We start from the raw sequence: 13038 nt of genomic DNA, 5'->3' as shown, positions 1-13038 counted from the left end.
TCGATGCGCTAGTGGAAAAACTGGGCATTATCCGTGGCCCGGACGTGCTTGCCAACTATAGCGGGCAGGTTATGGATATGTGGTGACAAAAGCGGTAAAGATCGCAGCCTGCGGCAACTCCTGCATTAATCGCATTCCCCTGTAGGAGCTGCCGCAGGCTGCGATCTATTGATCTTCAATACAAATCGACGGGATCAACATCCAAAGACCAGCGCACCGCCCGCCCACTCGGCATTTGCTCCAGAACCAGCAGCCAACTGCTGAGCAACCGATGCAGCGGCGCCCGGGCCGTAGCCTGTAACAATAGCTGCGCCCGATAGCGCCCGGCGCGACGCTCCATCGGTGCCGGCACCGGCCCGAGCAACTCGATACCGCTCAGATTCTGCTCGGCCAGCAATCGTTCCGCCTCGCTGCACGCCTCATCGAGAAAGCCTTCGGCCTGCCCTGGTTTGTGCGCCTCGGCCCGCAGCAGTGCCAGGTGCGCAAACGGCGGGAGGCCGGCGGCACGGCGTTCGCTCAAGGCCTGTTCAGCAAAGGCGAAGTAACCCTGTTCGGTCAGTTGCACCAGCAGCGGATGGTCCGCCAGGTGGGTCTGGATGATCACTCTACCTGGCTCTTCGGCCCGCCCCGCACGGCCGGCGACCTGGACGATCAACTGCGCCATGCGCTCGCTGGCGCGGAAGTCGCCGGAGAACAGCCCGCCGTCGGCATCGAGAATCGACACCAGCGTCACCCGAGGGAAATGGTGCCCTTTGGCAAGCATCTGCGTGCCGACCAGAATGCACGGCTGGCCTTTCTGAATGGTTGCGAACAACTGGTTCATCGCGTCCTTGCGCGAGGTACTGTCGCGATCAACTCGCAGCACCGGCACGTCCGGAAACAGAATCGCCAGCCGTTCCTCAGCGCGCTCGGTGCCCGCGCCGACGGGCCGCAAATCGACCTTGCCGCATTTCGGGCAGTGCCGGGGCACGCGTTCGACGTAGCCGCAATGGTGGCAACGCAATTCGCCGGAGCGCTGGTGCACGGTCATCCGCGCATCGCAGCGCTGGCACTCGGACATCCAGCCGCAATCGTGGCAGAGCAAGGTCGGCGCAAAGCCGCGACGGTTAAGGAAGACCAGGACTTGCTGGCCGGCGGCCAGGGTCTGGCCGATGGCCTGTTGCATCGGCCCGGAAATCCCGCTATCGAGTGGACGACTTTTTACGTCCAGGCGCAGGAAGCGTGGCTGTTTCGCGCCGCCGGCGCGCTCATTCAGGCGCAGGAGGCCGTAGCGGCCGGTGTAGGCGTTGTGCAGGCTTTCCAGCGAAGGCGTGGCGGATCCGAGGACAATCGGGATGTTTTCCTGCCGGGCGCGGACCAATGCCAGGTCGCGGGCGTGGTAGCGCAAGCCTTCCTGCTGTTTATAGGAGCCGTCGTGCTCTTCGTCGATGATGATCAGGCCGGGATTCTTCATCGGCGTAAACAGTGCCGAACGGGTGCCGATAATAATGTCGGCGTCGCCGTCCCGGCAGCGAGCCAGGCTTCCAGGCGCTCGCGATCATTGATCGCCGAGTGGATCAGCGCGATCCGGGCGTTGAAGCGCTGCTCGAAGCGCGCCAGGGTCTGCGGGCCGAGGTTGATCTCCGGGATCAGCACCAGCGCCTGCTTGCCGGCTTCAAGGGTTTCGCGGATCAACTGCAAATAGACTTCGGTCTTGCCGCTGCCGGTGACGCCGGCCAGCAGGAACGCGTGATAACTGTCGAACCCGGCACGGATCGCCTCGTAGGCCGCGCGTTGTTCCGGGTTGAGCGGCAATTCGGGCTGGGCCAGCCAGTGTTCATGACGGGCGCCGGGGGCGTGCTTGCGGATTTCTACCTGCACCAGGTCCTTGGCCAGCAACAGGTCGAGGCTGTCTTTGCTCAGCATCAGTTTGCTCAGCAACTGATGGGCCACGCCGTGCGGGTGCTGGGCCAGCGTCGCCAAGGCTTCGCGCTGGCGCGGGGCGCGAGCGATACGCGGGTCATCCAGGCTGGCGCCGGGGGCGACGGACCAGAAGCGTTCCTGGCGCGCTTCGGCCAGTTCGCCCTGGCGCAGCAACACCGGCAACGCCCAGCTCAACGTGTCGCCGAGGCTGTGTTGGTAATACTGGGACGTCCACAGGCACAGCTTGAACAGCGCGGGCGGCAATGGCGGCGTAGCGTCGAGCAGGGCCAGGGCCGGCTTGAGCTTTTCCACCGGCACTTCGCTGGTGTCGGTGACTTCGACCAGAATGCCAATCATCTCCCGCCGACCGAACGGCACTCGCAGGCGCATGCCCGGCTGCAACTGGGCGCGCAGTACGCCGGCCGGGGCACGGTAATCGAACAGGCGGCGCAGCGGCGAAGGCAAGGCGAGGCGCAAAATGGCGTCGGGCACGCGGGGGATTCTCTTTGGGCGGGCAATAAATGAAAGGTTGTGCGCATAACTTGTGGGAGCGAGCCTGCTCGCGAAAGCGTTGTGTCAGACGACATAAATGCTGACTGACAGGTCCTCTTCGCGAGCAGGCTCGCTCCCACAGGGATAGTGTTAAGTGCCGGGAGCCTAGCAGACGACTGGTTGAGTGTCCTCCATCAGAAAAGCGTTCAAGTGTTGGCGAGTGGATTTTAATGCCAGGCAAGGCGCTACTCCTCCCCATAGCGCGCTATGGGGAGGAGTAGCAACGCAGCATGGCGTTAAAAGACGCCGTCAACCTTGAACAGTCTTTTCTGATGGAGGGCACCTTGGACAGCTTGCGTGATTGCAAAGGTCTGGTAGAATCCGCGGCCTAATTATGTGCGGTATTCAACAATAGTGTTGAGTGGCGGCACACTAGCCTGAGGAATACACCATGAAAGCCGATATCCATCCAGCATACGAAACCATCGAAGTAACTTGCAGCTGCGGCAACAAGTTCGAAACTCGTTCGAACCTGTGCAAGCCACTGGGTACTGACGTATGCAACGAGTGCCACCCGTTCTACACCGGTAAGCAGAAGACTCTGGATACTGGCGGCCGTGTACAGCGCTTCGCAGACCGCTTCGGTGCTTTCGGCAAGAAAGCTCCTGCTGCTGCAGAGTAAGGCTGAAGAGCCCGATGGGCTTTTCCCTGCTGTTGAAAAAGGCGTCCCTTGCGGGCGCCTTTTTTATGTCCGCGATTTGGCTCTCCGGCGCCCAGGCTTTCTGCCCGGCACCGAGCGGTTTGACGTCTGTCGCCGTGCAGCGAGTGGTAGACGGCGACACCCTGCGCCTGAGCGATGGCCGCAGTGTGCGTATGATCGGCTTGAATACCCCGGAACTGGGCCGACAGGGCCGCACTGACGAACCATTCGCTGTGGCTGCACGCAAACGCCTTGAAGCGCTGGTCGCGGCCAGCAAGGGCCAAGTGGGTTTGTTGCCCGGTAAAGAGGCCACGGATCGCTACGGCCGCACCTTGGCTCACGTCTACGGTGCCGACGGCGCCAACCTCGAAGCGCAGATGCTCGCCGAAGGCCTCGGTTTTCAGGTGGCCGTGGCGCCGAACGTCGATTTGGCGATGTGCCAACAAGCGGCGGAGCGCGCGGCCCGACAGGCTGGTCTTGGTCTGTGGCGACAGTCGCCTGTACTGAAAGCGGAGCAGATTCGCACGTCCGGTTTCGCCGTGCTCAGTGGTCGTGTGAGCAAGGTTCAACGCAATCGCGGCGGGGTTTGGATCGAGTTGCAGGATTCGGTTGTATTGCGCGTTGCACCCAATCTACTCGGGTCGTTCGATGTCGCCGCTCTTGAACGGCTGAAGGGCAAGCAGATTGAGGCGCGTGGCTGGGTGCTGGACCGTTCGCGCCGTGGCGGACTTGAGAATGGACAAGCGCGCTGGCTGTTGCCGCTTAGCGATCCGTCGATGCTTCAAGCCATCCAGCGATAAAAATTGTAGACATTTTTTATCTTGATTGTGAACAGTCAATCCCTTGTGTTCCGTGGCTCTTGGCCCAAAGTCGTAGGGCAGGGCGCTTGACAGGGGTGACTGGTCAGTCTTGTAGGGACTTTGCGACACGCGTATCCTCGGCGGTCCGTCTGTCCAACAGTAAAAAGCGGAATGCCCACATGTCTGATTTGAAAACTGCCGCTCTCGAATATCACGCCCATCCTCGTCCAGGGAAGCTGAGTGTCGAGCTCACCAAGGCCACCGCTACCGCCCGCGATCTGTCGCTGGCCTACAGCCCCGGCGTAGCCGAACCAGTACGCGAAATCGCCCGCGATCCTGAACTGGCCTACAAATACACCGGCAAGGGCAACCTGGTTGCAGTCATTTCCGATGGCACCGCGATTCTCGGCCTGGGTAACCTCGGCCCATTGGCTTCCAAGCCAGTGATGGAAGGTAAAGGCGTGTTGTTCAAGCGCTTCGCCGGCATCGACGTGTTCGACATCGAAGTCGACTCCGAAAGCCCGCAAGCCTTCATCGACACCGTCAAGCGTATCTCCATCACCTTCGGTGGCATCAACCTGGAAGACATCAAGGCGCCTGAGTGCTTTGAGATCGAACGTGCTCTGATCGAGCAGTGCGACATTCCGGTATTCCACGATGACCAGCACGGCACGGCAATCGTTACTGCCGCCGGCATGATCAACGCCCTGGAAATCGCTGGCAAAACCCTGGCTGACGCCAAGATCGTCTGCCTGGGCGCTGGTGCGGCCGCCATCTCCTGCATGAAATTGCTGGTGAGCATGGGCGCCAATATCGAAAACATCTTCATGGTTGACCGTACCGGCGTGATCCACTCCGGCCGTGACGACCTGAACCAGTACAAAGCTGTGTTCGCTCACGCGACCGAGAAGCGTACCCTCGCTGACGCGCTGACCGGTGCTGACGTGTTCGTCGGCCTGTCCGGCCCGAACCTGCTGAGCGCTGAAGGCCTGAAATCCATGGCGGCCAACCCGATCGTGTTCGCCTGCTCGAACCCGGACCCGGAAATCGCCCCGGAACTGGCGCACGCCACCCGTGACGACGTGATCATGGCCACCGGCCGTTCGGACTACCCGAACCAGGTCAACAACGTACTGGGCTTCCCGTTCATCTTCCGCGGTGCCCTGGACGTTCGCGCCAAACGCATCAACGAAGAAATGAAAGTGGCGGCGGCCAACGCCCTGCGTGAACTGGCCAAGCTGCCGGTCCCTCAGGAAGTGTGCGACGCCTACGGCGGCATCAAACTGGAATTCGGTCGTGAGTACATCATCCCGAAACCAATGGACGCCCGCCTGATCACCGTGATCTCCGATGCCGTGGCCAAGGCTGCCATCGAGACCGGCGTAGCAACCCTGCCGTATCCGAAGAACTACCCGCTGAAAAGCGTGGATGACGTGTTCAACGGCTAAGCTGCAGCTCATAAAAAACCCGGCCATAGGCCGGGTTTTTTTATGGGTATAAAGATCAAAAGATCGTCCGAACGCGGCCCGAGCCTTCGGACGATCTTTTGATCTTGCCTGCAACAAAAAGCCCCGCGCTTCTCTCGAAGGCGGGGCTTTTTGTTGCGCTACCGGATCAGAACAAATCGATCGGCGCCGCTTCGTCCGCTGGCAGCGGGCTGCCCGGCGCAGTGCCGTTGCCCAGCTCGTTCACCGACGGTGGCGTGTCTTCGGCCTTGAACAGCTCGAAGTAGGCGCCAGGCGTGCTTGGCGTGGCCGCTCGGCCGCTGACCGGGTCGACCCGCAGGCTGAGGATGCCTTCCGGCTCTGGTTGCGTGTGTGGCGGCTTGCCTTTGAGCGCAGCGCCCATGTAGTTCATCCAGATCGGCAGCGCGACGGTGCCGCCGTACTCCCTGCGGCCCAAACTTTCAGGCTGGTCGAAACCGGTCCAGACCGTGGTCACGTAATCGGCGTTGTAACCGGAGAACCACGCATCCTTGGATTCGTTGGTGGTACCGGTCTTGCCCGCGATGTCGGGACGGCCCAGTGCCAGTGCGCGGCGGCCGGTACCGAGTTTGATCACGTCCTCAAGCATGCTGTTGAGGATGAATGTGGTGCGGCCATCGACAATGCGTTCAGCCAGGGCTGGCGTCTGCGGCAACGTGCCAGGTGCGGCTGGCGCCTCGCCGGGGTCGGGTTGACCGTGAACGTCTGGGCGGCCGGTGCGGCGACACCGCTGGTCGTTGCATCACCATGAGGCACCGACGGCGGGTTGGCGACGAACAGTGTGTCGCCGTTGCGGCTTTCGATCTTGTCGATGATGTACGGGGTGATCTTGTAGCCGCCGTTGGCGAAGGTGCTCCAGCCGGTAGCGATCTCCATTGGCGTCAGGGTCGCGGTGCCGAGGGCCAGGGACAGGTTGCGCGGCAGGTCCTGCTTGTTGAAGCCGAACCGGCTGATGTAGTCGATGGTGCGATCAACGCCCAGCGCCTGCACCAGTCGGATCGACACCAGGTTGCGCGACTTGTACAGCCCTTCACGCAGGCGGATCGGGCCGAGGAAGGTGTTGGTGTCGTTCTTCGGCCGCCAGACCTTGTCCAGGTACTCGTCGACAAACACGATCGGCGCATCGTTCACCAGGGTGGCGGCGGTGTAGCCGTTATCCAGCGCAGCGCTATAGACGAATGGCTTGAAGCTCGAACCCGGCTGACGCTTGGCTTGCAGGGCGCGGTTGTAGTTGCTCTGCTCGAAGGCGAAGCCGCCGACCAGCGAACGAATCGCACCGTTCTGCGGATCAAGGGAAACCAGTGCGCCCTGGGCCTGGGGGATCTGGCTGAACTTCAGCGAGTTGTCCGCCTGGCGTTGTACGCGAATCAAGTCACCGACCTGAGCCACATCCGACGGCTGTTTCGGGTTGGCACCCATGCTGTTGGTGTTCAGGAATGGCCGTGCCCACTTCATGCTGTCCCAGCCAACGTGTTCGTCGCCGGTGCGGGTCATCACTTGCACGCCGTTTTTGTCGATCTGGGTGACGATGGCTGGCTCAAGGCTGCTGATAGTGCGCTGCTTGGTCAGTTCGGTGGCCCAGGCTTCACGGGTTTTGCCCGGCAGGCGCGATTCAGGGCCACGGTAGCCGTGACGCTGGTCGTAGGTCATCAGGCCTTCGTGGACCGCGGTGTTGGCCATTTCCTGCAAGTTGCTCGGCACGGTAGTCGTGACGCGGAAACCTTCGGTGTAGGCGTCGCTGCCATAGCGGCCGACCATTTCGGCGCGGGCCATTTCAGCGATGTACGGTGCATTCACTTCCGGAGTCGGCACGTGATAGCTGGCGTTCAGCGGTTCGTTGATCGCGGTGGTGTAGTCGGCTTCGGTGATTTTTCCGAGCTTGTACATGCGCCCCAGGATCCAGTCGCGACGCTCCTTGCTGCGGGTCGGGTTGGCCAGCGGGTTGAAGCGCGACGGCGCTTTTGGCAGGCCGGCGATCATCGCCATCTGCGCCAGGCTCACATCACGAATCGACTTGCCGTAGTAGACCTGCGCCGCCGCCTCGATGCCGTAGGCGCGGTTACCCAGATAGATCTTGTTGACGTACAGCTCAAGGATCTCGTCCTTGGTCAGCTGTCGTTCGATCTGCAGGGCCAGCAGGATTTCGGTGGTTTTGCGCGAGAAGCTGCGTTCGCTGCTCAGGAAGAAGTTCTTCGCTACCTGCATGGTGATGGTGCTGCCGCCGGACTGAATGTGTCCGCTTTTCACCAGTTGGGTCGCGGCACGCATCAGGCTGCTGGGGTCGACGCCATAGTGGTTGGCGAAATTGTCGTCTTCAGCACTGAGTAGCGCATTGATGAAATTGGGGGGAATGTCGGCGAAACGGATTGGAGTCCGGCGCATTTCGCCAAATTCTGCAATCAACTTGTTGTCGCTGCTGTATACCCGTAGAGGAATCTGCAACTGAATGCTTCTCAGCGCCTCCACGGATGGCAAACCCGGACTAAGGTAAAGATAGGCGCCACTGAGACCTAAAAGCAGTCCGCAGAAAACGGCGACGATGGACCAACCGAAAAATTTCAGCAGACGAATCAAGGCTTTTGGACATCCAGGGCAAAGAATGAATTTGGCAACAGGGTCTCGGCTACACAGAGAACGACCCGCGCCGGCAGTAAAAGCGGAAAAAAACGCTGGGCATTATAAGCATTTTTCCGCAGGGAGCGTTATTTGCGCTTCTGTCAAGACAGGGTGATTGAACGCAACACACATTACAGAGTCCGTAACTCACGGATAGTCATAGGGAATTGGTAGTGCTAGGACTCTTCAATAAAAAGACCAGAACGGTTTTGGGGATCGACATCAGCTCCACGTCGGTGAAGCTTTTGGAGCTGAGTCGCCAGGGCGACCGCTATCGGGTCGAGGCCTATGCGGTTGAACCGCTGCCGCCCAGCGCCGTGATCGAGAAAAATATCGCCGAGCTCGAAGGTGTGGGCCAGGCACTGTCGCGTGTGCTGCTCAAGGCCCGGACCAGTGTCCGCAACGTCGCCGTGGCCGTGGCCGGGTCGGCGGTGATCACCAAGACCATCGAGATGGACGCCGGGCTCTCCGACGACGAGATGGAGAACCAGCTCAAGATCGAGGCCGACCAATACATCCCTTATCCATTGGACGAAGTCGCCATCGACTTCGTAGTCCAGGGCCCCTCGGTGCGCAACCCCGAGCGGGTCAATGTGCTGCTGGCCGCCTGTCGCAAAGAAAACGTCGAAGTCCGTGAAGCCGCCCTGGCCCTGGCCGGGCTGACCGCCAAAGTGGTCGACGTCGAGGCCTACGCCCTCGAACGTTCCTTTGGTCTGCTGGTCACCCAACTCGCCTCCAACCAGGAGCGCCCGACCGTCGCGGTGGTGGACATCGGCGCGACCATGACCACCCTGAGCGTGCTGCACAACGGCCGGATCATCTACACCCGCGAACAACTGTTCGGCGGCCGCCAGCTCACCGAAGAGATCCAGCGCCGTTATGGCCTGACCCTTGAACAGGCCGGGCTGGCGAAAAACAGGGCGGCTTGCCGGACGACTACGTCAGCGAGGTGTTGCAGCCCTTTCGCGATGCCTTGGTGCAGCAGGTGTCTCGTTCGTTGCAGTTCTTCTTTGCGTCCGGTCAGTACAACTCGGTCGACCATATCCTGCTGGCAGGCGGCACCGCCTCGGTTCCCGGGCTCGACCGGCTGATCGAACAGCGGCTAGGGACGCCGACCCAGGTCGCCAACCCCTTTGCCGACATGGCGCTGAGCAGCAAGGTCAACGCCGGTGCCCTGGCCAGTGATGCCCCGGCCTTGATGATTGCCTGCGGTCTGGCCCTCAGGAGTTTCGACTGATGGCGCGGATCAACCTTTTACCCTGGCGCGAAGAACTGCGCGAAGAACGCCGCAAGCGTTTTCTGCTGACGCTGGTGGGTGTGCTGGTCGGCTCGGTGGGTTTGCTCCTGATTGCCGATCAGGTCATCAGTAGCGCCATTGATCAACAAGTGGCCCGTAATGATTACCTCGGCAAACAGATTGCCGTGGTCGACGAGCGGATCAAGCAAATCAGCGACCTCAAGGCTCGCCGTCAGCAATTGGTGGAGCGCATGCGCATCATCCAGGACCTGCAAGGCAACCGGCAGATCAGCGGGCGAATTTTTGACCAGTTGGCGCGAACCCTGCCGGACGGGGTGTACTTCACGGAAGTAAAACTGACCGGCAAGATCCTGGCCGTCACCGGTGCGGCGGAGTCGAACAACAAAGTGTCGGAGTTGATGCGCAATCTGGAGGCCTCGGACTGGTTCGATGCGCCAAGCCTGACCGAGGTCAAAGCGACGACCGCCGGCCAACTGGACCAGGCCAACGTTTTTCAACTGACCGTCCGTCAGACTCAGCCTACCGCGATGGAGGTCGCTAAATGAGGCCGTCCGAATGGTTCGACGAGCTGCGCAAGATCGACTTCAACGATCTGGACACCAACAACATGGGTTCCTGGCCGCCAGCCATCAAGGCGCTGGCGGGTATTCTGCTGATGGTTATGGTGCTGGGGCTGGGCTACTACTTTTACATCAGCGACCTGGAAGATCAGCTCGATCTCAAGCGCACGGAAGAGTCGACGCTCAAGGACCAATTCGCCAGCAAGGCCGGCATGGCGGCGAACCTTGAGCTCTACACCCAACAGATGAAAGCGATGGAGAATTCCTTTGGTGTGCTGTTGCGGCAGTTGCCCAGCGACACCGAGGTGCCCGGCCTGCTGGAGGACATCACCCGCACCGGTCTGGGCAGCGGCCTGGAGTTCGAAGAGATCAAGTTACTGCCGGAAGTCACCCAGCAGTTCTACATCGAGTTGCCGATTCAGATCACCGTTACCGGCGCTTACCACGACCTGGCCACGTTCGTCAGTGGCGTGGCCGGGTTGCCGCGAATCGTCACGCTGCATGACTTCGACCTTGCGCCGGCCAATCCCGAAGGCGGTACGAAGCTGCGCATGAGCATCCTCGCCAAGACCTACCGCTACAACGACAAGGGGCTGCAAAAATGACCCCGTTTCGTTGTTTATCCATGGGTGTGTTGCTGGTGGGCCTGGCCGGGTGTGGCGGTGACAATGGCTTCAGCGACCTCGACGCGTACATGAACGAAGTACGTCTGCGCCCGGCCGGCAAGATTGAACCTGCGCCGACATTCCGGTCTTCCCCCACATTCACCTATAGCGCCGCCAGCCTGCGCAGCCCGTTTTCCCGGCAGGTCAGAGTCGACATGGCCGGTCAAAAGCACGGTTCGCGTAACGTCAAACCTGACCTTAATCGGGTCAAGCAGTACCTCGAAGGATTCAACATCGAGCAGTTTGAAATGGTCGGCACGATCTCCAATGCCAGCGGTTCCTTTGCGTTGCTGCGCGGGGCCGGCGGTGTGCATCGGTTGAAAGTCGGCGATTACCTGGGGCGTAACGATGGGCGGATCATCGCCATCAGCGGCTCGCAAGTCGATGTGGTCGAAATCGTTCCCGATGGTGAAGGCGCCTGGCTGGAACGGCCGCGGACCATCCCTTTGAAAGAGCACTCATAGTGGAACTCGAACAATGAACAGGATTTTCTCAACCTTCGGTATTTCGCTATGGATAGCGCTGCTGTCGCCGATGGTACTAGCGGCCAACCTCAACACGCTGGATGTCGCAGCACTGCCGGGTGACCGCGTCGAGTTGAAGTTGACCTTCGACGGGCCACCGCCGCCGCCCCACGGTTACACCACAGAGCAACCGGCGCGAATTGCGCTGGATCTGCCAGGCGTGGTGAGCAAACTGGCGAGCAAAAATCGCGAGCTCGGTGGCGGTAACGCGCGCAATGCCACGGTGGTGGAAGCCAAGGACCGCACGCGACTGATCATCAACCTGACCCAGCTGACGCCTTACAGCACCGGGTGGCCGGCAACACGCTGTTCGTGGTCGTCGGGCAAGGTGCTAACGGCGCGGCGGCCAAACCGGTCGCCAGCGCACCGCGCGTCGCCACTGCAAAACCGGCTCCCGCAAGAACCTATGCCCCCGTGAGCAAGGCCATTCGGGGCGTGGACTTTCAGCGCGGGACCCAGGGCGAAGGCAATGTGGTGATCGATCTGTCGGATCCGACCATCGCCCCGGACATTCAGGAGCGCGAAGGCAAGATCATCCTCGGTTTTGCCAAAACCCAATTGCCCGAGCCGTTGCGCGTGCGGCTGGACGTCAAGGACTTCGCCACCCCGGTGCAGTTCGTCAACGCCGCTGCCACCGGCGACCGCGCCACGATCAGCATCGAGCCTGTCGGCGCCTATGAGTATTCGACCTACCAGACCGACAATAAGCTGACTGTCAGCATCCGGGCGGTGACCGCCGACGACTTGCAAAAGCGTAACGCCGAGCGCTTTGCCTACACCGGTGAAAAGCTTTCACTGAACTTCCAGGACATCGATGTGCGCTCGGTGCTGCAACTGATCGCCGACTTCACCAACCTCAACCTGGTGGCCAGTGACACCGTGCAGGGCGGCATCACGTTGCGTCTGCAGAACGTGCCGTGGGATCAGGCCCTGGACCTGGTGCTGAAAACCAAGGGGCTGGACAAACGCAAGATTGGCAACGTGTTACTGGTCGCCCCGGCGGATGAGATCGCCGCCCGTGAGCGCCAGGAACTGGAGTCGCAGAAACAGATCGCCGAACTGGCGCCGCTGCGTCGTGAACTGTTGCAGGTCAACTACGCCAAGGCTGCCGATATCGCCAAACTGTTCACCTCGGTGACCAGCGCCGAGGCGAAAGTCGACGAACGGGGCTCGATCACGGTCGACGATCGAACCAACAACATCATCGCCTACCAGACCCAGGATCGCCTCGACGAGCTTCGCCGCATCGTCGCGCAACTGGACATCCCGGTGCGCCAGGTAATGATCGAAGCGCGGATCGTCGAAGCCAACGTCGATTACGACAAGAGTCTCGGCGTGCGCTGGGGCGGGTCGGTGCAGAACAAGGGTAACTGGAACACCTCGGGTGTCAGTAATGGGTCTTCAACCACCATTGGTACGCCGGGCAGCACCAGCACCAACTCACCGTTCGTCGACATGGGTACGGCGGGCAATACGTCGGGGATCGGTATCGCCTTCATCACCGACAACGTGCTGCTCGACCTTGAGCTGACGGCCATGGAAAAAACCGGTAACGGCGAAATCGTCTCGCAACCCAAGGTGGTCACGTCCGACAAGGAAACCGCGAAAATCCTCAAGGGCACCGAGATCCCCTATCAGGAAGCCAGCTCCAGCGGTGCGACGTCGGTAGCGTTCAAGGAGGCGTCGCTGTCCCTGGAAGTGACGCCGCAAATCACCCCGGATAACCGCATCATCATGGAGGTCAAGGTCACCAAGGATGAGCCGGACTACCTCAACAAAGTGCAGGATGTACCGCCGATCAAGAAGAACGAAGTCAACGCCAAGGTCCTGGTCAATGACGGCGAGACCATCGTCATTGGCGGGGTTTTCTCAAATACTCAGAGCAAGGTTGTAGATAAGGTGCCATTTCTCGGCGATGTGCCGTATCTTGGCCGCCTTTTCCGGCGTGACGTGGTTTCGGAGAAAAAATCCGAGCTGCTGGTATTTCTCACTCCGCGTATCATGAATAACCAGGCGATTGCTGTGAGTCGTTGATTC

At 60.7% G+C, this 13038-nt stretch carries 6 protein-coding genes and 4 pseudogenes; 8 read left to right on the top strand and 2 right to left on the bottom strand.

Annotated elements, in window-relative coordinates; genetic code table 11:
* Positions 1 to 175 precede the first annotated feature (175 nt).
* Positions 176 to 2394 (bottom strand): annotated as a pseudogene (locus JFV26_RS10735) (primosomal protein N').
* A gap of 451 nt (positions 2395 to 2845) precedes the next feature.
* Here JFV26_RS10735 and rpmE point away from each other — a divergent pair.
* From rpmE to JFV26_RS10720, 3 genes are all read left to right on the top strand, one after another.
* Positions 2846 to 3076 carry a 50S ribosomal protein L31 gene (gene rpmE / locus JFV26_RS10730; RefSeq protein ID WP_008080648.1) on the top strand — a complete coding sequence of 77 codons (231 nt, stop codon included), beginning with the start codon at positions 2846 to 2848 and terminating at the stop codon, positions 3074 to 3076.
* 14 nt (positions 3077 to 3090) lie between these two features.
* Positions 3091 to 3894, top strand: a complete 804-nt coding sequence (locus JFV26_RS10725) for a thermonuclease family protein (protein ID WP_201192119.1) — start codon at positions 3091 to 3093, stop codon at positions 3892 to 3894.
* A 179-nt stretch (positions 3895 to 4073) separates the two neighbouring features.
* Positions 4074 to 5342 (top strand): malic enzyme-like NAD(P)-binding protein, encoded by a 1269-nt coding sequence (locus JFV26_RS10720; RefSeq protein WP_054054610.1) that lies wholly within the window; start codon positions 4074 to 4076, stop codon positions 5340 to 5342.
* Positions 5343 to 5508: 166 nt separating this feature from the next.
* On the opposite strand, the pseudogene JFV26_RS10710 reads toward JFV26_RS10720, so the two are convergent.
* Positions 5509 to 7949: pseudogene (locus JFV26_RS10710) on the bottom strand (penicillin-binding protein 1A).
* Between the two features lie 218 nt (positions 7950 to 8167).
* Here JFV26_RS10710 and JFV26_RS10705 point away from each other — a divergent pair.
* The 5 genes and pseudogenes from JFV26_RS10705 to pilQ all read left to right on the top strand — a co-directional run bounded on the left by JFV26_RS10705 (position 8168) and on the right by pilQ (position 13035).
* Positions 8168 to 9231: pseudogene (locus tag JFV26_RS10705) on the top strand (pilus assembly protein PilM).
* The gene (locus tag JFV26_RS10700; RefSeq protein ID WP_201192115.1) at positions 9231 to 9797 is read left to right on the top strand and encodes a PilN domain-containing protein; all 567 of its coding nucleotides are present in this window, start codon (positions 9231 to 9233) and stop codon (positions 9795 to 9797) included. Before JFV26_RS10705 ends, JFV26_RS10700 begins: the two are co-directional and overlap by 1 nt.
* Positions 9794 to 10417: a type 4a pilus biogenesis protein PilO gene (gene pilO, locus JFV26_RS10695; protein ID WP_201192112.1), complete on the top strand. Its 624-nt coding sequence runs from the start codon at positions 9794 to 9796 to the stop codon at positions 10415 to 10417. The genes JFV26_RS10700 and pilO overlap by 4 nt, the downstream gene beginning before the upstream one ends.
* On the top strand, positions 10414 to 10941 hold the full coding sequence (locus tag JFV26_RS10690) for a pilus assembly protein PilP (RefSeq protein ID WP_201192110.1): 528 nt from the start codon (positions 10414 to 10416) through the stop codon (positions 10939 to 10941). Before pilO ends, JFV26_RS10690 begins: the two co-directional genes overlap by 4 nt.
* Before the next feature lie 13 nt (positions 10942 to 10954).
* Positions 10955 to 13035 (top strand): annotated as a pseudogene (gene pilQ, locus JFV26_RS10685) (type IV pilus secretin PilQ).
* Positions 13036 to 13038: the final 3 nt, after the last annotated feature.

The organism is Pseudomonas sp. TH31, assembly GCF_016650815.1.
Lineage (GTDB): Bacteria > Pseudomonadota > Gammaproteobacteria > Pseudomonadales > Pseudomonadaceae > Aquipseudomonas.
Note: the sequence above shows the minus strand (reverse complement) of the source record. Positions and strands in the feature narration are given on the sequence as shown.

Bases quoted from the DNA above. Each gene is read 5' to 3' on its own strand.
- rpmE (WP_008080648.1), top strand. From the start codon at position 2,846: ATGAAAGCCGATATCCATCCAGCATACGAAACCATCGAAGTAACTTGC.
- JFV26_RS10725 (WP_201192119.1), top strand. From the start codon at position 3,091: ATGGGCTTTTCCCTGCTGTTGAAAAAGGCGTCCCTTGCGGGCGCCTTT.
- JFV26_RS10720 (WP_054054610.1), top strand. From the start codon at position 4,074: ATGTCTGATTTGAAAACTGCCGCTCTCGAATATCACGCCCATCCTCGT.
- JFV26_RS10700 (WP_201192115.1), top strand. From the start codon at position 9,231: ATGGCGCGGATCAACCTTTTACCCTGGCGCGAAGAACTGCGCGAAGAA.
- pilO (WP_201192112.1), top strand. From the start codon at position 9,794: ATGAGGCCGTCCGAATGGTTCGACGAGCTGCGCAAGATCGACTTCAAC.
- JFV26_RS10690 (WP_201192110.1), top strand. From the start codon at position 10,414: ATGACCCCGTTTCGTTGTTTATCCATGGGTGTGTTGCTGGTGGGCCTG.